25 protein-coding genes and 1 tRNA gene are annotated in these 24,899 nt (G+C 69.3%); 14 read left to right on the top strand and 12 right to left on the bottom strand.

Going from position 1 to position 24,899, the window contains the following annotated elements:
• The first annotated feature begins 8 nt into the window (after positions 1–8).
• Together FZ025_RS21840 and FZ025_RS09355 are read left to right on the top strand one after the other, a co-directional pair.
• Positions 9–827, top strand: a complete 819-nt coding sequence (locus FZ025_RS21840; protein WP_046978835.1) for a lipase chaperone — start codon at positions 9–11, stop codon at positions 825–827.
• 137 nt (positions 828–964) lie between these two features.
• Positions 965–1,040: transfer RNA gene (locus FZ025_RS09355), tRNA-Thr, on the top strand.
• Positions 1,041–1,050: 10 nt separating this feature from the next.
• Here FZ025_RS09355 and FZ025_RS09350 read toward each other — a convergent pair.
• Complete coding sequence (locus FZ025_RS09350; protein ID WP_046978834.1) at positions 1,051–1,338, bottom strand: helix-turn-helix domain-containing protein; 288 nt, start codon at positions 1,336–1,338, stop codon at positions 1,051–1,053.
• Between the two features lie 725 nt (positions 1,339–2,063).
• On the opposite strand from FZ025_RS09350, the gene FZ025_RS09345 reads away from it, so the two are divergent.
• The 3 genes from FZ025_RS09345 (at position 2,064) to FZ025_RS09335 (ending at position 4,584) form a co-directional block, all read left to right on the top strand.
• Complete coding sequence (locus tag FZ025_RS09345) at positions 2,064–2,714, top strand: transglutaminase family protein (RefSeq protein ID WP_158185544.1); 651 nt, start codon at positions 2,064–2,066, stop codon at positions 2,712–2,714.
• Positions 2,714–3,466: an RHS repeat-associated core domain-containing protein gene (locus FZ025_RS09340; protein WP_046978833.1), complete on the top strand. Its 753-nt coding sequence runs from the start codon at positions 2,714–2,716 to the stop codon at positions 3,464–3,466. The genes FZ025_RS09345 and FZ025_RS09340 overlap by 1 nt, the downstream gene beginning before the upstream one ends.
• Positions 3,467–4,173: 707 nt before the next feature.
• Positions 4,174–4,584, top strand: a complete 411-nt coding sequence (locus FZ025_RS09335; RefSeq protein WP_244292498.1) for a helix-turn-helix transcriptional regulator — start codon at positions 4,174–4,176, stop codon at positions 4,582–4,584.
• Here FZ025_RS09335 and FZ025_RS09330 read toward each other — a convergent pair.
• Complete coding sequence (locus FZ025_RS09330) at positions 4,574–4,771, bottom strand: transposase (protein WP_104558351.1); 198 nt, start codon at positions 4,769–4,771, stop codon at positions 4,574–4,576. The two genes, FZ025_RS09335 and FZ025_RS09330, sit on opposite strands and share 11 nt — an antisense overlap.
• Positions 4,772–4,849: 78 nt before the next feature.
• Between FZ025_RS09330 and hemH the strand changes: the two genes are divergently transcribed.
• Together hemH and FZ025_RS09320 are read left to right on the top strand one after the other, a co-directional pair.
• Positions 4,850–5,809, top strand: coding sequence for a ferrochelatase (hemH, locus tag FZ025_RS09325; protein ID WP_046978713.1), 960 nt, complete (start codon positions 4,850–4,852; stop codon positions 5,807–5,809).
• Positions 5,806–6,648: an alpha/beta fold hydrolase gene (locus tag FZ025_RS09320; RefSeq protein ID WP_046978714.1), complete on the top strand. Its 843-nt coding sequence runs from the start codon at positions 5,806–5,808 to the stop codon at positions 6,646–6,648. The genes hemH and FZ025_RS09320 overlap by 4 nt, the downstream gene beginning before the upstream one ends.
• A 441-nt stretch (positions 6,649–7,089) precedes the next feature.
• Here the strand turns inward: FZ025_RS09320 and FZ025_RS09315 are convergent, their stop codons facing one another.
• The 4 genes from FZ025_RS09315 to FZ025_RS09300 form a co-directional block, all read right to left on the bottom strand.
• A complete protein-coding gene (locus tag FZ025_RS09315; RefSeq protein WP_046978715.1) occupies positions 7,090–7,869 on the bottom strand; it encodes a YgjP family zinc-dependent metalloprotease in 780 nt (259 codons plus the stop codon).
• 389 nt (positions 7,870–8,258) lie between these two features.
• Positions 8,259–9,914 carry a M28 family metallopeptidase gene (locus FZ025_RS09310; RefSeq protein WP_046978716.1) on the bottom strand — a complete coding sequence of 552 codons (1,656 nt, stop codon included), beginning with the start codon at positions 9,912–9,914 and terminating at the stop codon, positions 8,259–8,261.
• A gap of 142 nt (positions 9,915–10,056) precedes the next feature.
• Positions 10,057–10,980: an MBL fold metallo-hydrolase gene (locus FZ025_RS09305; protein ID WP_046978717.1), complete on the bottom strand. Its 924-nt coding sequence runs from the start codon at positions 10,978–10,980 to the stop codon at positions 10,057–10,059.
• A gap of 280 nt (positions 10,981–11,260) precedes the next feature.
• Positions 11,261–12,553 carry a tryptophan--tRNA ligase gene (locus tag FZ025_RS09300; protein ID WP_046978718.1) on the bottom strand — a complete coding sequence of 431 codons (1,293 nt, stop codon included), beginning with the start codon at positions 12,551–12,553 and terminating at the stop codon, positions 11,261–11,263.
• 111 nt (positions 12,554–12,664) lie between these two features.
• Between FZ025_RS09300 and FZ025_RS09295 the strand changes: the two genes are divergently transcribed.
• Positions 12,665–13,507 carry a hypothetical protein gene (locus tag FZ025_RS09295; protein ID WP_104558352.1) on the top strand — a complete coding sequence of 281 codons (843 nt, stop codon included), beginning with the start codon at positions 12,665–12,667 and terminating at the stop codon, positions 13,505–13,507.
• Positions 13,508–13,570: 63 nt separating this feature from the next.
• Here the strand turns inward: FZ025_RS09295 and FZ025_RS09290 are convergent, their stop codons facing one another.
• From FZ025_RS09290 to rocF, 3 genes are all read right to left on the bottom strand, one after another.
• Positions 13,571–13,705, bottom strand: a complete 135-nt coding sequence (locus FZ025_RS09290) for an entericidin A/B family lipoprotein (RefSeq protein ID WP_003469322.1) — start codon at positions 13,703–13,705, stop codon at positions 13,571–13,573.
• Between the two features lie 99 nt (positions 13,706–13,804).
• Positions 13,805–13,957: an entericidin A/B family lipoprotein gene (locus FZ025_RS09285; protein WP_046978720.1), complete on the bottom strand. Its 153-nt coding sequence runs from the start codon at positions 13,955–13,957 to the stop codon at positions 13,805–13,807.
• A gap of 143 nt (positions 13,958–14,100) precedes the next feature.
• Positions 14,101–15,024, bottom strand: a complete 924-nt coding sequence (gene rocF / locus FZ025_RS09280; RefSeq protein WP_046978721.1) for an arginase — start codon at positions 15,022–15,024, stop codon at positions 14,101–14,103.
• Between the two features lie 162 nt (positions 15,025–15,186).
• On the opposite strand from rocF, the gene FZ025_RS09275 reads away from it, so the two are divergent.
• The 4 genes from FZ025_RS09275 (at position 15,187) to tatC (ending at position 17,641) form a co-directional block, all read left to right on the top strand.
• Positions 15,187–16,071 (top strand): lipid-binding SYLF domain-containing protein, encoded by an 885-nt coding sequence (locus tag FZ025_RS09275; RefSeq protein ID WP_046978722.1) that lies wholly within the window; start codon positions 15,187–15,189, stop codon positions 16,069–16,071.
• Between the two features lie 75 nt (positions 16,072–16,146).
• Entirely contained in the window at positions 16,147–16,380 is a 234-nt protein-coding gene (tatA, locus tag FZ025_RS09270; protein ID WP_046978723.1) for a Sec-independent protein translocase subunit TatA, read from the top strand.
• A gap of 17 nt (positions 16,381–16,397) precedes the next feature.
• Entirely contained in the window at positions 16,398–16,904 is a 507-nt protein-coding gene (gene tatB, locus FZ025_RS09265; protein WP_046978724.1) for a Sec-independent protein translocase protein TatB, read from the top strand.
• Positions 16,901–17,641, top strand: a complete 741-nt coding sequence (gene tatC, locus FZ025_RS09260) for a twin-arginine translocase subunit TatC (RefSeq protein WP_046978725.1) — start codon at positions 16,901–16,903, stop codon at positions 17,639–17,641. The genes tatB and tatC overlap by 4 nt, the downstream gene beginning before the upstream one ends.
• A 184-nt stretch (positions 17,642–17,825) precedes the next feature.
• Here the strand turns inward: tatC and FZ025_RS09255 are convergent, their stop codons facing one another.
• The 3 genes from FZ025_RS09255 to FZ025_RS09245 form a co-directional block, all read right to left on the bottom strand.
• The gene (locus FZ025_RS09255; RefSeq protein ID WP_046978726.1) at positions 17,826–18,722 is read right to left on the bottom strand and encodes a BPSS1780 family membrane protein; all 897 of its coding nucleotides are present in this window, start codon (positions 18,720–18,722) and stop codon (positions 17,826–17,828) included.
• Positions 18,723–18,769: 47 nt separating this feature from the next.
• Positions 18,770–19,519: a glutamine amidotransferase gene (locus tag FZ025_RS09250; RefSeq protein ID WP_046978727.1), complete on the bottom strand. Its 750-nt coding sequence runs from the start codon at positions 19,517–19,519 to the stop codon at positions 18,770–18,772.
• Between the two features lie 158 nt (positions 19,520–19,677).
• Positions 19,678–21,498 carry a GspE/PulE family protein gene (locus tag FZ025_RS09245; protein WP_104558353.1) on the bottom strand — a complete coding sequence of 607 codons (1,821 nt, stop codon included), beginning with the start codon at positions 21,496–21,498 and terminating at the stop codon, positions 19,678–19,680.
• A 76-nt stretch (positions 21,499–21,574) separates the two neighbouring features.
• Between FZ025_RS09245 and glyQ the strand changes: the two genes are divergently transcribed.
• Together glyQ and glyS are read left to right on the top strand one after the other, a co-directional pair.
• Positions 21,575–22,483: a glycine--tRNA ligase subunit alpha gene (glyQ, locus tag FZ025_RS09240; RefSeq protein WP_104558354.1), complete on the top strand. Its 909-nt coding sequence runs from the start codon at positions 21,575–21,577 to the stop codon at positions 22,481–22,483.
• 164 nt (positions 22,484–22,647) lie between these two features.
• Positions 22,648–24,885, top strand: a complete 2,238-nt coding sequence (gene glyS, locus FZ025_RS09235) for a glycine--tRNA ligase subunit beta (RefSeq protein ID WP_104558355.1) — start codon at positions 22,648–22,650, stop codon at positions 24,883–24,885.
• Positions 24,886–24,899 lie beyond the last annotated feature (14 nt).

The following is a 24,899-nucleotide window of genomic DNA, read 5'->3' as shown; positions in this document are numbered from 1 at the left end:
ATCCGCGCATGCTGGTCCGTGCCCTGCTCGTCGTCCTGACCATTCTCAATCTCGGCGTCGCGCTGTGGTGGGCGACGCAGCCGCAGACCCCGGCAGCGGTACCGATGCCGGCGCTGCCTGCCGGCGTGGGGACACTGCAATTGGTGCAGGCGCCGCAGGCTGCGCCACAGGCCGCCGCTGCGGCGCCGGCTGCGGCCGACCCCGCAACGTCGGCCGCTGTCGCTCCGATTCCCGGCGCGCCCGCCGCGGACGCGGCGGCGAGCACTGCGGTGCCCACCGCCGCATCGCCGGCCGCCGCCACAGCGCCGCCCGCGCCGGTCAAGGCGTCCAGTGCCGCAGCGGCCACCGCCGATCCTGCCGCCGCGCCGGTCTGTCTGAGCCTGGGGCCGTATCCGGACCGCGCCGCCGCCGAGACGGCCGTGGCCGCACTCGGCGCCGCCGCGCCGCGGCCGCGCCTGCGCGAGGTCGGCGACGACGACGCCACCAGCTTCCGCGTGCTGCTGCCGACCATCGGCGGCGAGGACGGGGTCGAGGCCGCGGTCGAGCGCATCGTCGCCGCCGGCATCCGCGACTACTACCCGATCCGCCAGGGCGAGGCCGGCAACGCCATCGCCCTGGGCCAGTACCGCAGCCGCGAAGGCGCCGAACGCCGCCAGGCCGAACTGGCCCGCGCCGGCTTCAACGCCGACCTGATTCCCAGCGGCGGCAGCGGCCAGTCGCGCTGGTGGCTGGACCTGCGCGCCGACTCCGCGGCGCAGGCCGCGGCGCGGCGCCGGCAGCTCGGCGCAGCGCGGCAGCGCGCGCTGGACTGCGCCACGCTGCGCTAGAATGCCGCGCTGCGTCTGCGCTTCGCGATCTGCGCAGGCCGGCGCAGATCGCGGTCCGGCCGCGGCGATGTGCCGCAGCGGCCTGCCAGCAGGTAGACTGCGACGGCCCGCCGTGCGGGTACTGCCATGGTTTCCGTGCCGCTTTAGCTCAGTCGGTAGAGCAACTGATTTGTAATCAGTAGGTCGTCCGTTCGATTCGGACAAGCGGCACCATCTCTCGTAGTCAGCGCCGCTTTGCGCTGCTCTTTCTGGACTTCGGCTGCAGCCTGGCCGCGCGCTGTTCCAGGTACTCGCCCAGCAGCCCGAGCGGCTTGACGCCGAGCGCTTCGGCGAACTCCACCAGCTCCACGGCATCGATGCGCCGCTCCCCGCGCTCGCACTTGGACACGAAGGTCTGCGTGTTCCCCAGCCGTTCGGCCAGATCAACCTGCGACACGCCAGCCCGCTTGCGGGCCGCCTTCAGGACGGTCAGCAGTAGCTGGTAGTCAGAGTTGTGGGTCGATTGGGCCATCGTGCGGTGACAGGCAGGTCACCGCACGCTAGAGTCCGTATTGGATTAGTCCAAAATAGATTATTTACTGGCGTTGCTTGGGGGGAGTGCATGAAGCGGATAGGGATTCTTCTGGTCGTCCTGGTGGTCCTGGCTTGGATCGGGTCGAAGCTGGTGCCACGCAGCGAGCCCGTGTCTGCCGCTGCACCGGCAACTGCGGCAGCGGCACTGCCTAAGCAGGCGCAGGAGCCTGCGGCACCGCAGCCCGAGCGCCCCATGTCGGCGGCCGAGAAGAAGGCGCAGCAGGATCGGCGTGGTCGCCTGCGGCAGGGTCAACGCCAAGAACAGCTACGGTGGGTACATGGGCTTCCGGCGCTTCGTGTTCGGCGACGGAAGGGTCATCCTCGAAGGGCGGGACATCGAATGGGCTTGGGGCGCGTGGTTATTCGTCCTGGCCCCGCTTTCGTTGGCCGCCTCTGACCTCTCACCGTTGCGTGCCCCGTTCCAACTCCCCGACGATCGCGTCGATTACGCCGCCGCCAAGCTGGCAGTGGACCGCATCATCGACCCGTCCACCGACACCGCGGCCGTGCGCTGGCAGCTCGACGACTGGGAACGCGCTGTGCGCGGCGAGGTGCCCGCCAACCCGACGGCGCGCCAAGTTCTCGACGCGTTGCTCAAGACGCTCTACGTGCCAGGCGAGTGGAACCAGGGCCAGGCCGTTCACCTACGACTTGTCGGACCCGTTGGGCAAGAATCCGAAGAACAAGCAATTGGTCACCTATTTGGCCACGCGCAAGGGCAACTGCGTTTCAATGCCCATTCTCTTTGCAATCCTGGGCCAGAGGCTGGGCTTGCCTGTCGCGTTGGCCACCGCGCCCAACCACGTGCTCGTGAAGTTCGCCGACGACGAGCAGCAGGCGTGGGTGAACGTGGAAGCCACCGCCGGAGGCTTCAAATGGGATTCCAGCTACGAACGCGAAACAGGCATCACCGAGCAGGCGATGGATAACGGGCTTTACCTTCACCCGCTGCTGCCCCACGAGGCTGTGGGCGTCATCGCCAGTTCGTTGATGGAGCACTACGGCGCCAAACAAGATGCCGAATCATTGATGGCGGTGGCCGACCTGGCGCTGGCATCCAACCCCAAAGACTCGGTGGCTATGATTTGGAAGGCAAACGCCTACTACCTCCAGATTCAGCACCGCTACAAAGCGAAGTATCCCAACCCGGCGGACGTGCCTCCTGAGCTTCACGAGGATTACCGCCGCTTGAGCAACGAGAACCTGGCGTGGTTCGCCAAGGCCGAATCGCTCGGCTGGACGCAAAAAACGCCGGAGCAGGAAGCCAGCTACCTACAATCCATCCAGCGCGAACGCGCGAAAAGGGAGCAGTGATGCGCATTACCATTCCAGGACTGTTGACCGTGGCGCTGTGCGCCATTGCCTTCAACGCGTCCGCGCGATTCGTTTCAACCGACCCCGTCCAGGCCGACCCGAACACGGGCGCCAACTACAACCGCTACTGGTATGGAAACAACAATCCCTACCGTTTCACCGATCCAGACGGACGCCTGTCGCGTGGCACCGGTTGGACGGACAGGCAGTGGAAGCAGTTCGACCGCGCCCAGCAGAGCGCCGCCGGCAGCCTGGAGAAGGCCGCGGGCAAGATCACCGGCGCGATGGCCGAAGGCGGCAAAGCGCTCCAGCGCGCCGAGAAGGCATTCGAGCGCAACTTCGGTGCTGGCTCAGCTACGCCAGGGAATATGGCCAAGGCTGCCTCAGACATGAGTTCTATGGCTGCGGCATTGCGGGATACCAGTGCAGGAGCCATTCCAGCTAATGGCATGACGGGCGCGCAAATCAACGCCACGTATGGTGCCGGTGGAGATACCTTGGCGGGGGTGCCTACCACCGGGCCGAAAATGGTCATCGTCAATACTACGCATGCGAGTTTCAATGATCCGTCGAGGTTAGCTTGGGGAGCGGGTCACGAAACCGGGCATGCCGTGCTGGGGCATAAAGACCAGTTCTTCAATGGCGACACGGCATACAAGTACGGGACCCCTCAGCAACAAAACATCTTCAAGACGCTGCCCAGCCAGCAGCGCCTTATCAATCCTGACCACATCATGGACCAAGCTCGATGAGCAGGTTTCTGGCTGTCGCCTTGCTGTGCATGGTGATAGCTGCCTGTGCTAGCCCATTTCGACGCGCGGAACCTCAGGATTTCAGTGTTTCGGTGGTTGATAACCCGACGGAAAAGCGATACGACGTAGCCCTAACGTCTGCCGTCGGCGCGCCTTTATGCCTTTCGAAGGAAAGCTGGCCTGCCGAAGACGGCACATTTCCGATGGGGTACGAAGGGGCAGTCTTGACCACGACCACCGGCCCTCTGCATCCGAAAGCAGCTATGACGGCATACTGCCCCGGAGGATGTGGTGAGGTTCGCTTGGAGCCAGGCCAGACCTTACGGGCAAGCGTTGCCTATGCAGCATTTGGTGATGCGGAGGTCATCGCAGTTGACCCTGCTCGCTCGCTATCGTTTCCCGTTTATCCCTACTACTGCACACGGTAGTTTCTGCTTCCAATGACGTTCTCGGTCACCTTTGACGGATGATCGGGAATGTTGGTGTCGGCACGCGAGTCAGGCCGGTACTATGTGAACTAATCGGGTTGGCGATCAGCCCGAGGATCGTCGGCAATGGCTATGGCGATCAGAAGTGCTTTCGGTGGCAAGAACAGCCGAGGCCAGCCCAGCATGACGAACTGAGCAGCCCATCTCTGCGACGCACAGCAGGCCCAGTCCCCCGGCGCCATTCCGCCGCCGCGGGAATGCTGGAGATGGAGCACGCCTGTGACTACCCCCGAACTCAAGAAGCTCACCCCCGAGGAGCTGGCCGAACTGCACGCACTGCCCGACGAGGTGATGGTCAAGCCCGAGGAGGCCGCGGCAACCCTGCGGCTCAAGCGCGCCACGTTGGCGTGGTATCGCTGCCATGGAGGCGGCCCAAAGTACGTCCGCGTCGGACCGAAGCTGATCCGCTACCGCATGGGCGACCTGCGCAAGTACATGAACGGACAGCAGATGAGCGAGGGCGTCCGCAAGGTCGCCGCCGCGATGCTGGCCGCCCGCACCGCCAATGCATCAAAGGGGCCAGAGGAAATATCCACTTCAACCGCATATTTCCTCCGGCCCCTTTTTCGGGCCCCTTTTTCGGGGCCCCTTTTTCGCCGCCCGGCCCCTTTTTCGCGGATCAGGTTGTAGAACATCTCCGCGAGGACAGGTCCATCCCCGCCGCCGGGAACGGCCAGTCCTCGTAGGTCCGGAGGATCCCGACGCGCGAGGCCGCGTCCACGACCGTGAAGCCACGCTCGATCACCCGCTTCACCGCCACGGCCCGGAACTCATCCGTGTACCGCCTGCAGTAGCTGCTCATAAACACCTCGGCCATTGCTGAATTATGGCTCCCGGATGTCCATGAAAAGCTGGCCGGTCCACGCGCGGCGGGCGCCTCTGCCACAATGCACGCATGTCCGACGCACCCGATACCGCCGTGCTGGTGGTGAATCTAGGCACGCCCGAGGCGCCGACCGCGCCTGCGGTCGCCCGCTACCTGGCCGAATTTCTCGGCGACAAACGCGTGGTCGCCATTCCCAGGCTGTTCTGGTGGCCGCTGCTGAACTGGGTGATCCTGCCGCGGCGCTCGCCGCGTTCGGCGCAGAAATACGCGCTGGTGTGGCTGCCGGAAGGCTCGCCGCTGGCGGTGTACACGCGGCGCCTGGCCGAGGGCATGCAGCGCGAACTGCCCGGCCAGCGCGTGGCCTGGGCGATGCGCTACGGCACGCCGGCGCTGGCGCCGGCACTGGACGCGCTGCGCGATGGCGGCGTGCGCCGGATCGTGGTGCTGCCGCTGTACCCGCAGTATTCGACCACCACCACCGCCTCGATCGAGGACGTGGTGCAGGCCTGGCAGGCGCGCAACCCGCAGCTGCCGGTGACCCTGATCGAGGACTATCCGACCGACCCGGCCTGGGTCGCGGCGGTGGCCGACAGCGTGCGCGCGCATTGGGCGCAGCACGGCCGCGGCGAGACCCTGTTCTTCTCCTTCCATGGCCTGCCGCAGCGCGTGGCCAACAACGGCGATCCGTACCCGCAGCGCTGCGAGGCCAGCGCGCAGGCGATCGCTGCGGCGCTGGGGCTGGGCGCCGGCGAATGGCAGCTCGGCTACCAGTCGCGCTTCGGCGCCGAGCGCTGGTTGCAGCCCTACGCCGAGCCGAGCCTGTGGGAATTGGCGGCGCAGGGCCGCAAGCGGGTCGATGTGATCTGCCCCGGCTTCGCCACCGACTGCCTGGAAACGCTGGAAGAAGTGGCGATGGGTTTCATCGAGACCTGCGCCGCGCGCGGCATGCAGGTGCGCTACATCCCCTGCCTCAACGACGCGCCGGCGCACGCGCGCGCGCTGGCGCAGCTGGCCGCCCGCACCGCATGAGCCTGCGCGAATTCGCCTGCCCGTCGCGGGTGGGCAGGCTGGCCGGGCTGCGCAGCGGCGATCCGCACGGCCCCAAGGTGTTGGCCCTGCACGGCTGGCTGGACAACGCCGCCAGCTTCGTGCCGCTGAGCGCGCAGCTGCCGCAGCTGGACCTGGTGATGCTGGATCTGCCCGGCCACGGCCACAGCGACGCGTTGCCGGCCGCCGCCGACTACCTGCTGACCGGCGCGCTGCATCCGCTGCTGGACGCGGCCGATGCGCTGGGCTGGGAGCGCTTCGCGGTGATCGGCCACTCGATGGGCGCGGCGATCGCCAGCACCCTGGCCGCGGCGGTGCCGCAGCGGGTGGAGAAGCTGGTCGCGATCGAAATGCTCGGCGGCCTCGCCGAGACCGTCGAGGGCACCCTGGAACGCTTGCGCGACAGCGTCGCCGCGACCCGCCGCGCCAACGCCACGCCGCTGCGCGTGTTTCCCGACCTGGCCGCGCCGGTGCGCGCGCGGATGCTGGCCAACCAGCTCAGCGAGCCGGCGGCGCGGCTGCTGGTGGAACGCGGAGTCATGCCGGTGGAGGGCGGCCATGTCTGGCGCAGCGACCGGCGCCTGACCCTGCCCACCGCGGTGCGGCTGAGCGAGGCGCAGGTGCAGGCGCTGCTGGCCGGCATCGAGTGCCCGGCGCGGGTGATCTACGCCGACCCGGCGCAGCCGTATTTCCCCGAGCCGCTGCGGCGCCAGCGTGCGGCGCGGCTGCGCCACGGCCGCGTGCACGTGTTGCCGGGCAGCCATCACCTGCACATGGAGCAGCCGGCTGCGGTGGCGGCGCTGTTACACGAGTTCCTGTGAAGCTTGTGTGTGCAGACAGAATTTCGCTAAAGTTCGCAGCACGCCTGCCGACAACAGGCATAGACGCGATACGTCTTGCGTTCGCGGCCCGATCCCGGCGTCCTGACATGCCGGCGTAGTGCCGCAAGGACCGGATCGTTCGCTGGCGCCGGAGGTCGTGCCAGGTGTGAGGTAGGCGGGGAGAGGGGGCCTGCCGAGCGCTGCGCATGGAGCTCTTCTGCCGCAGCGCTGAGGCGAACCCGCCGATCGGTTGCGTGTTCCGTCCGACCCATCGCCGCGGCGCAACGCGCCTTGAGGCGCTCATCCATATCCGAACAGGCCTGCCGGACCATCCCGCAAGGCCGCGCTTGTGCGTGCCCTGGGCCGGCTCGGCGTACGGGCAGGGACGCAGGTCCAGGTCCTCGCCCTTCGTTGCCGCGCGCGGGAGATGGATGACACGCCCTAGCTCAACAGCCGCCGCAACTGCGCTTTCAGGCGCCGTCCCTGTGCATGGAAATAGTCGCGCTCGGCAGGCCAGGCCGGGAACCGCGCTTCCACTTCGCGCCAGAACGCCGGCGAGTGGTTGGCCTGGAGCAGATGGCACAGCTCGTGGACCAGCACGTACTCGAATGCCGACGGCCGCCCCAGCACCAGCGCCAGATCCAGCGCCAGCGAGCCGTCCGGCGCCAGCGAGCCCCATTGCGAGGACATCACCTTCAGCCGCACCCGCGCCGGCGCGCGCGGCAGCGACGGCAGGTACTTGGGCAGCCAGCGGCCGACGTCGGCGCGCGCCTGCGCCTCGTAGAACTCGCGCAGCGCGCGCGCGATCGCCGCATCGCCGGCGCGCGCCGGCAACTGCAGCTGCGCGCCGTCGGCATCGACCTGCAGCCGCGCATAGCGGCCCTCGCTCCAGCGCAGCGGCAGGCGTTCGCCGCGCAGCGGCAGCCAGCCGGGCACGCCGCGCTGCAGGCCGGGTTCGTCGTCTTCGTCCTGGTAGCGCGCCAGCTGCTCGCCGAGCCAGTGCCGGTGCTCGAGCAGGAAGCGCTCGCCGGCCACCAGGCTGGCGCGCAGCGGCAGGGTCAGGCGCGCGCCGCGTTCGTCGACGCTGAGCTTGATCCGCCGCGCGCGCGGGTCGCGCACGCGCAACACCTCGATCTCGCGCTCGTCCAGCCGCAGGCGGACGAGGTCGCGTTCGACGGCCGCGGCGGGCGGCGCGAGCAGGCGACGGAGGAAATCGGGCATGCGCACAGCATACCGCCCATGCGCCTGCGCGCGATGACAGCGCGCGCCGATCGCGCCGCATGCTTCAGCTGAACGTCCGGGGCGGTTGCCCCGGGCCGCTTCAACGGAGGACCCGCGTAGCGCGCGTGCTGCCTCTTCACTGCAGATACCGGCTGCAGCCGCGGGGAACGGTTGGCCGTCTCCGGCAGGCAGCCGCCATCGCGCAGAGGGGAGCAGCAAGACCCGCAGCCGCGCTGAAGCGCTGGCGATACTGCCTGCTGCGTGGCTTCGGAACCGGCGGCGACCATGGCGCGAGGTCGCCCGAAGCCCCAACAGCCCCTCCAGCGGGGCCGCCTCGGCCCTCCCTTCCAGAAGCAACTCAAGACGGTGCGACAGCGACCGCCCTGCCCTCAGCGCCGCGCCGCCTCGCTCGCATCGCGCGCCGGCTTGAACTCCGAACCCTCGTCCCAGCGCGGCCACTCGCGGCTGTCGGCCAGGCGCTGGCCCAGGGCGTACAGCAGCAGCGTGTCGGCCGCATGCCCGGCCGGATCCCAGGAGGCGCTCCAGCGATCGCAGGGCTGGTGGTAGCAGTCGGCGAAATAGCGGTCGCGGATCGCCTTGCCCGCAGCCACGCCGCCGTCGCGCTTGTCCAAGCCCGGCCCGACGGTGATCGCCGGCACCCCGGCGCGGGCGAAGGCGAAGTGGTCGGCACGATAGAAGAACCCCGCCTCCAGGTTCGGATCCGGCGAATAGGCGCGGCCGCGCGCCTGCGCCGCCGCGGCCAGGTCGCGTTCCAGCGACACCCGCCCGCGGCCCCACGAGGCGATGTCGCGGGTGGCGCCGTCGGGGCTGAACATCTCGCTGTTGATCACCGCCACGGTGGTCGCCAGCGGCGCCAGCGGATGCGCGGCGTAATAGGTCGCGCCGAGCAGGCCCTTCTCCTCGGCGGTGAGCGCGATGAAGTATAGCGTGCGCTGCGGCCGCGGCCCGGCCGCGAACACCCGCGCCAGCTCCAGCACGCTGGCCACGCCGGTGGCGTTGTCGATCGCGCCGCGGCGGATGCGGTCGCCGCTGGCGTCGGCCGCGCCGATGCCGAACGCGTCCCAATGCGCCGAGTAGATGACGGTCTCCTCGGGATGCGTGGCGCCTTCCAGCTTGGCGACCACGTTGTGGGTGACCACGCGCTCGCGCTTGAGCGCGAAGCGCACCGACAACGTCGCATCGCCCAGCGCCTGCGGGCGGAAGTCGGCACGCTGCGCGCGCTTCTTCTCCGCCTCGAAATCCAGCCCGGCGCGCTGGAACAGCGACACCGCCAGCGCGCGCTGCATCCAGCCGCGCACCGGCACGTGCTGCGCGCGCGCCTGCGCGTCGCTGCGCTCGATGTCGAACAGCGGCGACAGCCCGGAACTCTTCACCGTGGCCCAGTCGTACGCCGCCGGCGCGGTCTCGTGCACGATCAGCACGCCGGCCGCGCCCTGCCGCGCGGCTTCCTCGTACTTGTAGGTCCAACGCCCGTAGTAGGTGACCGCACGGCCGTCGAAGGCGCCGGGCTGCGGCGTCTCGAAGTCGGCGTCGTTGATCAGCATCACCGCGATCTTGCCCTTCAGGTCCACGCCCTTGTAGTCGTCCCAGCCGCGCTCGGGCGCATGGATGCCGTAGCCGACGAATACCAGCGGCGCGTCCTTCAGCGCCACCTTGGTGCCGGGGCGCAGGCTCTGCAGCACCACGTCCTCGCCGTTGACCAGCGCCTGCGACGCGCCGGCCACGCGCAGCGTCGCCGTCACCGGCCCGTCCACCTGCGCGCGCACCAGCGGCACCGCCTGGGTCCAGCCGCCGTTGTCGCCGCCCGGCTGCACGCCGGCCAGACGGAACTGCTCGCTGAGATAGGCGATGGTCTTGTCCTCGCCGGGCGTGGCCGGCGCACGGCCCTCGAACGCATCGGAGGCCAGCGTGCGCACATGCCGCTCCAGCGCCTCGGCATCGATGCCGCCGCCGGGCAGCACCTCGTTGGCGGCCTGCGCGGCGCCCCCCATGAACAGGCAGGCGGACAACAGCAACATGCGCATCGGATTCACGGCAACGACCTGAAAAAACCTGGCCGCACAGTGTAGAGCGTGACACCGTCACGAAACAGCAATGAGGTGGATCGAGACGCGAGAAGCGCAGACAGCTGCTTTTCCCGATTCCCGATTCCCCATTCCCGGCCCCTCAACGATCCAGCCAGCAGGCCAGGCCCTGCGCATTGAGCTCGATATCCATCTGCAGCACCCGCTCCACGCCGGCATCGTCGAGCGGGCAGCCATGCAGCCGCGCGCGCTCCAGGTACAGCGCGCTCAACGCCGCGACCAGGCAGCGATGGCGATCGGAGCGACCGTCGCAACCGCGCGCGATCGCCACCATCGCATCGAGTTGTTCGAACAGATCCGCCGCCAGCGTATCCGCCGCGCCGACCGGGCCGTAGTGGGTCAGATACAGCGTTTCCGGCGCATAGCCGAGCATGCGCTGGATCGAGGCGCGCATCGCCTCCGGATCGAACTGCACCGGCGAGGACGTCGGGATCACGAACGCGCCCTGTGCGCTGGCCAGTTCGCGATACGCCAGCCCAAAGGTGTCGCCGCTGAACCAGCTACGGCTGCGCGCGTCCCACACGCACAGATGATGGCGCGCGTGGCCGGGCGTATCGATGCACAGCAGTTCGCGCTCGCCCAGCCACAGCCGATGGCCGTCCTCGGCGACGACGACGCGTTCGGCCGGCACCGGCAGGATCGTGCCGTAGCTGCGCGCGATCTCGGCCTCGCCATACACCGCGGTGGCGCCGGCGATCAGCCGCGCCGGAGCGATCATGTGCGGCGCGCCGCGCGGATGTACCAGCAGGCGCGCGTTCGGCAACTGCTGCAGCAGCGCGCCGGCGCCACCGGCGTGGTCCAGATGCACGTGGGTCAGGATCAGCCAGTCCACGTCGCCCGGCGCCAGGCCGGCGCCATCGAGCGCGGCGAGCATTGCCGGCAGCGAGTGGCTGGTGCCGCAATCGACGAACGCGCCGCGCCCGTTCTCCACGATCAGGTAGGCCGCATCGAACTGCGCGCGCTGGAAGCCGGTGTCGATGAGATGGATGCTGGGGTCGCGTGGCATGGCGCAGGGCGGTGGCTGGGCGAAGCTCCATTCTAGGCCGTATGGAGGTTGTTGCCAGCCCTGCTGGCTACGCCTCGGTCTTCAAGCCATCCACGGCACCCGCGGTTGCCATCGGGACATGCGGTCCTGGCGGACTGCGGCGCGAATGACCCGCCATGACGGTCGACTGCGATCTTCGGCCGTTGTGGGAGGGACTTCAGTCCCGACGCCTTATCGCCAAAGCCTCGTCGGGACTGAAGTCCCTCCCACAACCATTCATGGCCCGGCCCGCTGTCTACCCTCAGCCCGCGTCGCGCAGCCGCTGCAGCGCGGCCAGCACGGCCTCGGCCGGCACCGCCAGGGTTAGCTCCGCGCCGTGTAGCGCATCGGCCTGCGCGACCTGCTTGAGCGTGCCGATCACGCGCCCGGCCTCGCGCGGCGACTCGAAGCCGCCGCTCTGCAGCAGCAGCGCGCCTTCGCCATCGAGCAGCTTGAAGTAGAAACGGCCGTCGCCTTCGCGGTACTGCTTGAAGCTCGGCAGCGCCGGCCTGGCCTGTGCCGCATCGGCCTGCCCGGCCTCACGCAGCGACAGGTCGCGCAGACCCACCGCATAGCGCAACTCGGCCAGGAACGGCGTGGCATGGCGCGCGCGCAGGCGCTGCGCGTTATCGCGCAGGATCGCCTCGATGTCGCCCGGCCGCGCCATCAGCGCCTCGTAGCGCGCACGCATCGGCGCGATCTCCGCATCGATGCGCGCGAACAACTGCTGCTTGGCCTCGCCCCAGCCGATACCGCCGGCGAAGGCCTGCGCGAACGCGGCCGTTTCCTCGACAGTGGCGAAGGCCTGGTACAGCTGGAACAGCGCCGACCCCTCGGTGTCCTTCGGCTCGCCCGGCGCGCGCGAATCGGTGACGATCGCGAACACGCGCTTCTTCAGCTCCTCGCGCGGAGCGAACAACGGAATCGTGTTGTCGTAGCTCTTGCTCATCTTGCGCCCGTCCAGCCCGGGCAACGTCGCCACGTTCTCGTCGATCAGCGCTTCGGGCAGGGTGAAATAGTCGCGGCCGTAGACGTGGTTGAAGCGCTGGCCGAAATCGCGCGCCATCTCGATGTGCTGGATCTGGTCGCGGCCCACCGGCACCTGCTGCGCGTTGAACAGCAGGATGTCGGCGGCCATCAGCACCGGGTACATGAACAGTCCGGCGCCGACCCCGGCATCGTCGTCCTCGCCGTCGGCGCGGTTCTTGTCCACCGCCGCCTTGTAGGCGTGGGCGCGGTTGAGGATGCCCTTGCCGGCGACGCAGGTCAGGAACCAGGTCAGCTCGTTGGTTTCCGGCACGTCCGACTGCCGGTAGAACCACACCTTCGACGGATCCAGCCCGGCCGCCAGCCACGACGCGGCGATCTCCAGGGTCGAGCGCTGGGTGCGCGCCGGGTCCTGCGCCTTGATCAAGCTGTGCAGGTCGGCCAGGAAATAGAAACTCTCGATGCCGGGCCGCAAGCTGGCCTGCAGCGCCGGGCGGATCGCGCCGACGTAGTTGCCCAGGTGTGGGGTGCCGGAGGTGGTGATGCCGGTAAGGACGCGGGTGGTCATGCGGAGGGATCGGCGGCCGGAAGAAAACCCGGCGAGTTTAACCGCTGCGCGGCAACCCCGTTCCGGCGCATGGCGCGTTCAACAGCAGGTCCCTTCCGTGGAGTCGCCGTGATGCGCAAACCCGCCCGCCTGTTTTTCCCGACCCGCCCGATCGTCCCGATCTCGATCGCCTTGCTGTGCATCGGCCTGATGTGCGGTTTCCGCCCCTACCCTGCGCCGCCCGCGCTCTCGCCGCTGGTGACGCTGCGCGTGATCGACCGCGACGCCGACGGCGCCGACCTGCCGCAATACGCAAAGCGCGGCGAACGCTGGATCGCTGCCGAACCGGGCCACCGCTATGCGCTGCGCCTGACCAACCGCAGCGACCGCCGTGTGCTGGTGGTGCTGTCGGTGGACGGGGTCAACGCGGTCAGCGGCGAAACCGCGTCCAGCGACCAGCGCGGCTACGTGCTGGACCCATGGCAGAGCAGCGAGATCGCCGGCTGGCGCAAGTCGCAGCGCGAGATCGCGCAGTTCGTGTTCACCGACCTCGCCGACAGCTACGCCGCGCGCACCGGCCGCCCCGACAACGTCGGCGTGATCGGCATGGCGGTGTTCGACGAGGCGCCGACGATCGTGCCGCAGGCGAGCGTCGAGCAGCGCCGCGAGCGCGCGGACGCGCCGATGGCGGCGGCCGCCCCCGCGGCAGCCGCGCGAATGCAGGAAAGCGATGCCGCGCTGGGCAAGGCGCAGCGCCTGGGCACCGGCCATGGCGAACGCGAATGGTCGCCCTCCAGCGTCACCGCGTTCGAACGCGCCAGCGACGTGCCGCAGCAGCGCCTGCAACTGCGCTACGACAGCCGTGCGCGGCTGATCGCACGCGGCGTGATCCCGCGGCCGCGGCGCTACCCGCGCGTGGCCGCGGCAGCGGATGCCTTCCCCGGCGACTTCGTGCCGGATCCGCCGCTGCGCTGAGCCGCGCGAGGCAAAAAAAACGGGCCGGCAAGCCGACCCGTCTTTCGTCACCGAGCGCGGGGCTCAGTTCTTGGCAGCGTCTTCGACCTTCTCGCCGGCGCTCTTCACGTCCTTGCCGGCACCGGCAACCGTGTTGCAGCCCGACAGCAGGCCCACCGAGAACATCGCCAGCAGCATCCACGCAAAAGTACGCTTCATAGGTCTTACTCCTTCATTGGTCATGGGAACGCGGCGTGCGGCCGCGTCAGGGTTACGCATTGGGTAGATCGGTAAAGCCAAGCCACTGCGGAAGATCGCTCAGCACTTGCCGTCGCTGCAATCGTCGGCCTTGTGTTCCACCTTCTGGCCGGCCTCCTGCATGTCCTTGCCGGCGCCGGCCATGGTGTTGCAGCCAGTCAGCATGCCCGCACAGAACAGGGTCAGCAGCATCAAGGTGAGCAGTCGCTTCATCGTGGAGTCCTCGCAGTGGATCGGTCTGGTGGCAGCGGCGATCGCCGTTGCCGAGCTGCCGTCTGGCGGTGAATCTGACTTCATGACTGTGGATTTCACGTGAATGAAGCGTCGCAATGTTCAGCTTTGTGCCGAAAGGCGCATCAGTCGCGCATCAGCGTGGACTTGCCGAACAGGCTCTCGACCAGGTCCACCGCCAGCTCGGCGGTCAGATTGCGATGGTCCAGCACCGGATTGAGCTCGACGATGTCCAGCGAGCCCATGCGCCCGCTGTCGGCGATCATCTCCATCACCAGCTGGGCTTCGCGGTAATTCGGCCCGCCGGGCACGGTGGTGCCGACGCCGGGAGCGATGCTGGGGTCGAGGAAATCCACGTCGAAGCTGACGTGCAGGTGGGTCTCGGCATCGACCCCGTCCAACGCCGCCTCCATGGTCCGCTTCATGCCCATCTCGTCGATGTAGCGCATGTCGTACACATCGATGCGGCGCTGCTTGATCAGCCGCTTCTCGTCCGGATCCACCGAGCGGATGCCGATCTGGCGGACCTGCTCCGGGCGCAGCGCCGGCGCGGCGCCGCCCAGTTCGGTCAGCGCCTGCGGCCCCAGCCCGCACAGGCAGGCCACCGGCATGCCGTGCACGTTGCCCGACGGGGTCACCTCGCTGGTGTTGAAGTCCGAATGCGCATCCAGCCACAGCACCCGCAGCTTGCGCCCCTGCTCGCGGCAATGCCGCGCCACCGCGGTGATCGAGCCGATGCCCAGGCAATGATCGCCGCCAAGCATGATCGGCATGCGCCCGGCGCGCAGCTCGGCGTAGCTGGCCTCCATCAGCGCACGGTTCCAGGCCACCACCTCGTCCAGGTGGCGGTAGCCGCCGACCGGGGACTGCCACGGGTTGCGCGGACCGTCGAGGTTGCCCAGATCGCGTACCTCGATGCCGCGATTGGCCAGCGCCTCGTGCAGGCCGGCGATGCGCAGCGCCTCCGGGCCCATGCGCGCGCCACGGTGACCGGCACCGATGTCGGTAGGAACGCCGATCAGGGATACCGGCAGAGAACAGGAATTCATGCGCACGCGCTCCAGCAATAGTGTGCGCCAGTCTAACCAGCCGGCCGCAACCCGACCCGCCGCGGCGCGGCAGGCCGCGCGCACTCATTGCCGATTCATTGCGCTGTGACTAACTTCAAGGACTTGCAGTATCTTGCTGCGGACCTATTTCGGAAGCCCGCCATGCCCCGCCTGCCGCGCCTCGCCCTGTTGTTGAGTACCACGCTGTTCGTCGGCCACGCCGTGGCCGGCCCGGAAGAAGACGAGCGCGCCCGCAACGCGCTGCGCGTGCTGAGCGACATCCAGCAGATCCCGGAGCAATCCATCCCCGACAAGCTGCTCGACGAGGGCCGCGCGATCGTGGTGATCCCGGACACGCTCAAGGCCGGCCTGGTCATCGGCGGCCGCCGCGGCCACGGCCTGATGTCGGTCAAGCGCCCCGACGGCACCTGGTCCAACCCGGTGTTCGTCAAGCTCACCGGCGGCAGCATCGGCTTCCAGGTCGGCGTGCAGTCCTCCGACGTGGTGCTGGTGTTCCGCAACGACCGCAGCCTGGACAACATCGTCAACGGCAAGTTCACCCTCGGCGCCGATGCCGGCGTCGCCGCCGGCCCAGTCGGGCGCAACGCCTCCGCCGCCACCGACGGCCAGCTCAAGGCCGAGATCTGGTCGTGGTCGCGCGCGCGCGGCCTGTTCGCCGGGGTGGCGCTGGACGGCGCAGCGCTGCAGATCGACGATGCCGCCGATCTCAACGTGTACGGCAGCAACACCACCCCGCGGATGATCTTCGAAGGCCGCGCCACCGGCCTGCCGTCCAACGACGTGGTCGCCTTCCGCGACAAGCTCGAGGAAGCCACCTACGCGGCGCGGCAGAACCGCGGCACCTCCACGGCCACCCCGCCGCGACCGCAGCCGGCGGCGCACGCCGCACCGCCAGCGGTCGCCGCACCCGCCGACGGCGCCAGCACCGCGCCCTTGCAGGCCCCGCCGCAGACGCCGCCGCGGCAGGGCTTCCAGCCGGTGTCCGAAGGCGAGATCCGCACCGAGTCGCTGGACGGCAACCACTAGAATCCGCGGCACTGAACGCACCGCGGCGCGGTGCGTTATCCTGCTCGTTCCTTACGACTTCTCTGCGAGCGGATCATGGGCGGTTTTAGCATCTGGCACTGGCTTGTGGTGCTGGTGATCGTGCTGCTGGTGTTCGGCACCAAGCGGCTGACCAGCGGTGCCAAGGATCTGGGCAGCGCGGTCAAGGAATTCAAGAAAGGCATGCGCGACGAGGACAAACCCGCCGGCCAGCTCGGCGACGCGTCGCGCAGCAGCGAACAGTCCCGCGAGACCCAGACCCAGGCCGAACGCGACCGCGACGCGCGCTGAATCAGGAAGCCGCCGGCGTGTTCGATATCGGATTCAGCGAACTGCTGCTGATCGCCGTGGTGGCGCTGGTGGTGCTCGGCCCGGAACGCCTGCCCAAGGCCGCGCGCTTCGCCGGACTGTGGGTGCGCCGCGCGCGCGCGCAGTGGGACTCGGTGAAGCAGGAACTGGAACGCGAACTGGAGGCCGAGGAACTCAAGCGCAGCCTGCAGGACGTGCAGGCCTCGCTGCGCCAGGCCGAATCGCAGTTGCGCGACAGCGGCCAGCAGCTGCAGCGCGAGACCGACGCGCTGCGCCGCGAGATCGACCCGAGCGGACCGGAACCGCTCGCCGACGCCGCGCCGGCGCCCGCCGAACCGGCGACGCCAGCGCCCGAACCGCGGCCGCCGTCCAGCGTCCCCGCCGCCGCGGGGCCATCCACCGCGCCCACCACGGCGGCGGCGGCGATGCCGCACCCGCACGCACCCGCCGCCGCGCCGGCGCCTGGCGCCGCACCGCCCAGCGGCGACCCTGAGGCGCCGCGATGAATCCGGAAGCCGAAAGCAGCCTGATCGAGCATCTGGTCGAATTGCGCGCGCGGCTGATGCGCGCACTGATCGGCCTGGCCGTGGTGGTCGTGGCGTTGTTGCCGTTCTCCAAGCGCATCTACACCTGGCTGGCCGCGCCGATGCTCGCGCAGCTGCCGCTGGGCCAGAGCGTGATCGCCACCCATCCTGCCGGCGCGGTGTTGGCGCCGATCAAGCTGACCTTCTTCCTCGGCGTGTTCATCGCCGTGCCGTGGCTGCTGTACCAGGCCTGGGCGTTCGTCGCGCCGGGCCTATACCAGCGCGAGAAGCGCCTGGCGCTGCCGTTGCTGGCCTCGGCGGTGCTGCTGTTCTACGTGGGCTGCGCGTTCGCCTACTTCCTGGTGCTGCCGGCGGTGTTCCATTTCCTGACCACGTTCAAGCCGGACATCATCCAGCTCACCCCCGACGCAGGCTCCTACCTGGACTTCGTGCTGGCGATCTTCTTCGCCTTCGGCGCCAGCTTCGAACTGCCGGTGGCGCTGGTGATCCTGGCCCTGCTCGGCTGGGTCACCCCGCAGCAGCTGCGCGAAGGCCGTGGCTACGCGGTGGTCGGCATCTTCGTGCTGGCCGCGGTGCTGACCCCGCCGGACGTGGTCTCGCAGCTGATGCTGGCACTCCCGATGTGCCTGCTGTACGAGATCGGCATCATTGCGGCCAGTGCGGTAACCAAGAAGCCGGGAATCGAGGCTCGGGAATAGGGAATGGGAACGGCGTAGTGCGTCGGGGCTGAAGGCTCCCCGCACCAGCGGGCACCGCTTAGTGCCGCAGCAACCAGCGGATCTCGCCCGCACATCACGCAAAAAAGAAGCGGCCCCGAAGGGCCGCCTGCTGTTGCTGTTACCGATTCCCGATTCCCGATTCCCCGTTCCCGATTCCCAGCTCTCAAGCTGCAAACACATTCGAAGGCGGCGGCACCGCCGACGCGGCATCGCCGCGGTGCACGAACATCTGCTTCCACGCCGCGTACACCGCGCCGGCCAGCGCCGGCAGCGCCAGCGCCATCAGCAGCAATTGCGCGACTAGGGCGGCGATGGTCGGCCCGGCCAGCGCCTGCAGCAGCAGGATCACCAGCACCAGCGCGAAATACAGCGCGAACATCGCGATGAAGGCGAGCACGAAGAACACCAGCATCGCCGGCAGGTTGTGCAGGCAGGCGCGCAGGCTGTTGCGCATCGCCGCCAGGCCGCCGCGGCCGTCGAACATCACCTGCGGGGCAAGCACGAACAGGGTCAGGGTCACCGCCACGAAGCCCACGAACACCAGCAGCAGCCACAGCAGGATGCGCATGGCCGGCAGCGTGGCCACCAGCTGCTCGACCTGCGCCGGATCCGGCTGGGCGCTGGACTGGCCGAGCTCGTTGAGCTGGTTCATCACCGTGCCCAGCTGCTCCCAGCCGCTCTGGCCGACCACCACCAGCGCCAGCGCGCCCAGCGCCAGGCCGACCAGCACCTGCGGCAGCAGCGCCACCAGCAGGCGCGGCGCGCGGCCGTCGTGCAGGCCCTGCAGCAGGTGCGCCGGCTGCGCGCTGCGGCCCTGATCCACTTCGCGCACCGCCCACACCAGCCCGCCGAACAGCAACGGCCCGGCCAGGCCCAGCAGCAGTTGCGCGAGCATGCCCAGGGTTGGATTCAGCGCGCCCAGCAGCAGCGCCAGCAGCGCCGCCAGGCCCCAGATCACGCCCAGCAGGCCCAACGCCAGCGGCGCCCGGCGCAGCAGCGCAATCCCGCTCAACAGCCATTCCGCGCCGGCCGAGGCCGGCAGCTTGCGAATCTCGATCATTGCCAATCCGAAGTGGGGGACGCCGTACAGCGCGGCGCGTGTACAGATTATCGCGATTTTGCCTGGCCGCCGGCGGTTTGCTGACCGCGCGCGTGCTGAACGAAGCGCCGCAGCAGCTTGCGCGCCAGCGGCGCGGCGCTGACCTCGCGGGCGATGGTCCGGGCACAGCGGCCGGCGCTGCGTAGACACTCGGCGCGGGCATGCACGTAGCCGCGCATGTGGTGGGTGGCGAATTCCGGGTGGAACTGCACGCCCCAGGCCGCCTCGCCCCAGCGGAAGGCATGGCACTGGTCCTGCGCCGAGCGCGCCAGCACGGTGGCGCCGTCCGGCGCGCGCAGCACCGTCTGCAGGTGCGTGGCGTGGGCCGGGAAGCGCTCGGGCAGGCCGGCGAACAGCGGATCGTCGAACGCCGGCGGATGCAGGTCGATGTGCACGGTGCCCGATTCGCGCCCGGCCGGGTTGTAGGCGACTTCCCCGCCCAGCGCATGCGCCAGCAACTGGTGGCCGTAGCAGATGCCCAGCAGCGGAATTCCTTCGTGGGCGGCCTCGCGCAGCCAGTCGGCCGAACGCTCGCTCCAGTCGGCGCGGTCGGTGACGAAGGCGGCCGAGCCGGTAACGATGATCCCGGCGAAGCCGTCGCGCGCGGGCAATGCGGCGGCGCCGGCGACATTGGCGACCACCGTGTCGCGCGCGGCCAGGCCGGCGGCGACGCGGATCCAGTGCGGAAAGCGCCCGTAGCGCCGCATCGTCGCCACCGGCTCGCCGGTTTCGAGGATCAGGAAGGGCGCAGGCGTCATCGGCGGGCGGCAACTCGGATGGGGGTCACCCGATTGTAGACAGACCTTCACGGCTTTTTCCAAGGCGGCGGCGCACTGCGCCGCTGACGGGTGCGGCAATTCAGCTGCACGACAGTCGCCCGGCAGGCGCCGCACCGGCCCCGGCGGCGGCCGCAGGCTCACTCGCGCGGCGGCAGCACCGACAGCACTTCCTCGATGGTGGTCAGGCCGGCGGCGACTTTTTCCAGGCCGGCGCGGCGCAGGCTGCGCACGCCCTCGGCCTGCGCGGCGCGGCTGAAGCCGGCCAGGTCCATGTCGGCGCGGATCAGCGTACGCAGGCGTGGCGTCACCGGCAGCAGTTCGTACAGGCCGACCCGGCCCAGGTAGCCGGTGCGGCGGCATTCCAGGCAGCCGACCGGGGCGTGGACCTGCACCGCGTCCGGCAGCGCTTCGCCGGGCTCGCGCAGCGCGTCCCATTCGATGTCGCTGAGCGTGTGCGGGCGCTTGCAGTGGCTGCACAGCGTGCGCACCAGGCGCTGCGCCAGCACGCCGTTGAGGGTGGAGGCGACCAGGTAGTGCGGCACCCCCAGGTCGAGCAGGCGGGTGATCGCCGAGGGCGCGTCGTTGGTGTGCAGGGTGGACAGTACCAGGTGCCCGGTCAGCGAGGCCTGCACCGCCATCTGCGCGGTCTCCAGGTCGCGGATCTCGCCGATCATGATGATGTCCGGGTCCTGCCGCAGCAGGGTGCGCACGCCGCTGGCGAAGTCCAGGTCGATGTTGGTCTGCACCTGCATCTGGTTGAACTCCGGCGCGATCATCTCGATCGGGTCCTCGACGCTGCACACGTTCACGTCCGGCGTGGCCAGGCGCTTGAGCGTGGAATACAGCGTGGTGGTCTTGCCCGAGCCGGTGGGGCCGGTGACCAGCACGATGCCGTGCGGGCGTTCGACCAGCGCCGCCCAGCCGGCCGCTTCCTGCGCGCTGAAGCCGAGCTGGTCCACGCTCTTGAACGCCGCGTCCGGGTCGAAGATGCGCATCACGCACTTCTCGCCGAACGCGGTGGGCATGGTCGACAGGCGCATCTCGGTCTCGCGCCCGCCCGGCGAGCGGGTCTTGATGCGCCCGTCCTGCGGGCGCCGGCGCTCGGCCAGGTCCATGCGCCCGAGCACCTTGATCCGGCTGACGATGGCGGTCATCACCGCCGGCGGCACTTCCAGCACCTTGTGCAGCACGCCGTCGATGCGGAAGCGCATGCGCCCGGCTTCGCGCCGCGGCTCCAGATGGATGTCGCTGGCGCGCTGCTCGTAGGCGTACTGCAGCAGCCAGTCGACGATGTGCACGATGTGGTGGTCGTCGGCGTTGACGTCGCCGCCGCGGCCCAGTTCCACCAGCTGCTCGAAGCTGGGCAGGCCGCTGCTCTGCTCGTTGCGCCCATCCTTGGCGCCGCGCACCGAGCGGGTCACGCCGAAGAACTCCATCGTGTAGCGATGCAGGTCCAGCGGGTTGACCACCGCGATCTCGATCCGGCGCCGCGCCAGGTGCTGCACGTCGGCCAGCCAGTCCAGCGCCAGCGGCTCGCTGGTCGCCACCAGCAGGCGTTCGCCGTCCAGCGCCAGCGGCAGGATGCGGTGGCGGCGCGCGTAGGCGTGCGAGACCAAGGCGGTGACCGCGGCCACGTCGACCCGGGTCGGATCGATGCGCAGGTAGCGCAGGCCGCAGCGCTGCGCCAGCCATTCGGTCAGCCGTTCCAGGCCCAGCCCGCTGCCCGGCGGGCGGGTCGCGGCCAGTTTCAGGTTGGACAGCAGCACCAGCGGATGCACGTCGCTGACGGTGCGCGCGGACTGCGCCGAGAACTGCATGCGGCCGCGCTCGGCCGGCGCGACCAGGCCGTCGGCGAGCAGCGCGGCGGCCACGCGCTCGACATTCAGGCGCCCGGGCGGCAGCGACACCGTGGCGGGTACAGGCACGGCGGGCGGCTGCGCGGCAGGTCGCGAATCCATGGTCAGGTCCGGTGCGCGGAAGTCCCCCGCAAGTCGGTCGCTATACTAGCGCACCCCTCTACCGGCCCCTTGCTAGATGCCCGTCTCCCGGTCCGTTCCGATCACGTTCCAGGGTCTGATCCAGACCCTCAACCAGTTCTGGGCGCAGCACGGCTGCGTGCTGATCCAACCGCTGGACCTGGAAGTGGGCGCCGGCACCTTCCACCCGGCCACGTTCCTGCGCGCGCTCGGACCCGAGCCGTGGAACGCGGCCTACGTGCAGCCGTGCCGCCGTCCCACCGACGGCCGCTACGGCGAGAACCCGAACCGCCTGCAGCGCTACTACCAGTATCAGGTGGCGATGAAGCCGAACCCGGACAACATCCAGCAGCTATACCTGGACTCGTTGCAGGCGCTGGGCATCGACCCGCTGGTGCACGACCTGCGCTTCGTCGAGGACAACTGGGAATCACCCACGCTCGGCGCCTGGGGCCTGGGCTGGGAGGTGTGGCTCAACGGCATGGAGGTCACCCAGTTCACCTACTTCCAGCAGGCCGGCGGGCTGGAGTGCAAGCCGGTGCTGGGCGAGATCACCTACGGCCTGGAGCGGTTGTGCATGTATCTGCAGAACTGCGACAACGTCTACGACCTGATGTGGACCTACGGCCCGGATGGCGCGCCGGTGACCTACGGCGATGTCTACCACCAGAACGAGGTGGAGCAGAGCGCGTACAACTTCGAGCACGCCGACGTGGCCGAGCTGTTGCACCGCTTCGACGCCTGCGAGCGCGAGGCGCAGCGCCTGGTCGAGCTCGGCCTGCCGCTGCCGGCCTACGAGCAGGTGACCAAGGCCAGCCACGCCTTCAACCTGCTCGACGCGCGCCGCGCGATCTCGGTGACCGAACGCCAGCGCTACATCCTGCGCGTGCGCGCGCTGGCGCAGGCGGTGGCCAAGGCCTACCACGCGCAACGCGAGAAGCTGGGCTTCCCCGGCGTGAAGCGCTGAGGCATTGAGCCCCTCTCCCCCCGGGAGAGGGGTTGGGGTGAGGGTACGCCTGCACGGGCAGCCCACCACACCCGAACTTCGCATGGCTCCGCCCGTACCCTCATCCGCCCCTTCGGGGCACCTTCTCCCGCAGGGAGAAGGGAAACGCTAGCAAGGTCTGACACATGAGCGCACTACGTCCCCTCCTGATCGAACTGGGTACCGAGGAATTGCCGGTCAAGGCGCTGCCGGGCCTGGCGCAGGCCTTGTTCGACGGCGTGATCGCCGGGCTGGAGAAGCGCGGCATCGCGGTCGAGCGCGGCGACGCCAAGCCGCTGTCCACCCCGCGCCGGCTGGCGGTGCTGCTGCCGGGCGTGGCCGCGGAGCAGCCGGAGCAGCGTTCGGAAGTGCTCGGCCCGTATCTCAACATCGCCCTGGACGGCGACGGCCAGCCGACCAAGGCGTTGGCCGGTTTCGCCGCCAAGGCCGGCATCGACTGGACCGCGCTGGAGCGCAGCAGCGACGCCAAGGGCGAGCGCTTCGTGCACCGCGCGCTGACCCCGGGCGCGCAGACCGCCGCGCTGCTGCCGGAGATCCTGCGCGAGGCGATCGCGGCGATGCCGATCCCCAAGCCGATGCGCTGGGGCGACCACGACTACGGTTTCGCGCGGCCGGTGCATTGGCTGGTGCTGCTGTTCGGCAGCGCCGTGGTGCCGGTGCAGCTGTTCGGCGTGCAGGCCGATCGCATCAGCCGCGGCCACCGCTTCCTGCACGACGCGCCGGTGCCGCTGGCGCAGCCGGGCGACTACGTGACCGCGCTGCAGGCGGCGCAGGTACTGGTGGATCCGGACGCGCGCCGCGCGCGCATCGTCGCCGAGGTCGAGCAGGCCGCGCGTCAGGCCGGCGGCAGTGCGCGCATCGCCGAGGACAACCTGGAGCAGGTGGTGAACCTGGTCGAATGGCCGTCGGCGGTGCTGTGCCATTTCGAACCGGCGTTCCTGGCGGTGCCGCAGGAAGCGCTGATCGAGACGATGGAGAGCAACCAGAAATTCTTCCCGGTGCTGGACGATGGCGGCCGTTTGACCGAGCATTTCATCGGCATCGCCAACATCGTCTCGCGCGACGTGGCCGAAGTGGCCAAGGGCTACGAGCGGGTGATCCGCCCGCGCTTCGCCGACGCCAAGTTCTTTTTCGACGAGGACCTCAAGCAGGGTCTGGAGGCGATGGGCGCGGGCCTGGCCAGCGTGACCTACCAGGCCAAGCTCGGCAGCATCGCCGACAAGGTGCAGCGCGTGGCCACGCTGGCCGAGGCGATCGCGCCGCTGGTCGGCGTGGATGCCGCGCAGGCGCGCCGCGCCGCCGAGCTGAGCAAGAACGACCTGCAGTCGCGCATGGTCAACGAGTTCCCCGAACTGCAGGGCATCGCCGGGCGCCACTACGCCAGGGCCGCCGGCGAGGCGGGCGAGATCGCGCTGGCGATCGACGAGGCCTACCAGCCGCGCTTCGCCGGCGACGACATCGCGCTGTCGCCGCTGGGCAAGGTGCTGGCGATTGCCGAGCGCCTGGACACCCTGGCCGGCGGGTTTGCCGCAGGGCTGAAGCCGACCGGCAACAAGGATCCGTTCGCGCTGCGGCGCAATGCGCTGGGGTTGGCGCGGACGGTGATCGAGAGTGGGTTTGATGTGGACCTACGGAATTATCTTTCCCTCTCGCGCCATTTTGCTTTGACTTCGGCAGCAATAATGGCAGAGGCGGCAGTTACCGGCGCGAAATCTGATAAGGAACGTAACGCGGCGATCCAGTACCGAGATGAAGTGATCCGAAAGCGAGATGGTGATCCTACTCAAGGAATCGAAGAGCTGTTCGACTTCATCCTCGACCGCCTGCGCGGCTACTACGCCGACAAGGGCGTGCCGGCAACGCATTTCAACGCGGTGGCCGCCTTGTTCTCGGTCGGGGCTGAAGGAAGCGCAGCTTCTGTAGGAGCGGCTTCAGCCGCGACCGCCACCCACGGATCGCTCTACGACTTCGATCGCCGCATCGACGCGATCGGCATCTTCGCCACGCTGCCGGAGGCCGAAGCGCTGGCCGCGGCCAACAAGCGCATCCGCAACATCCTGCGCAAGGCCGAGGGCGCGATTCCGGCGCAGATCGACCCGACCCTGCTGCGCGAGCCGGCCGAAAGCGCACTGGCCGAGGCGGTGGAAGCGGCGATCGTGGAAACCGACGGCGCGCTGCGCCAGCACGACTACGTCACCGTGCTGAACTTCCTGGCGCGGCTTAGGCCGCAGGTGGACGCGTTCTTCGACGGGGTGATGGTCAACGTCGAGGACCCGGCGCTGCGCGGCAACCGCCTGGCCCTGCTCAAGCGCCTGGGCGACCGCCTCGGCAGCGTCGCGGCGATCGAGCATCTGTCGTCGTAAGTAGGGAGACGGAC

Origin of the sequence: Xanthomonas hyacinthi (assembly GCF_009769165.1) — a bacterium.
Lineage (GTDB): Bacteria > Pseudomonadota > Gammaproteobacteria > Xanthomonadales > Xanthomonadaceae > Xanthomonas_A > Xanthomonas_A hyacinthi.
Note: the sequence above shows the minus strand (reverse complement) of the source record. Positions and strands in the feature narration are given on the sequence as shown.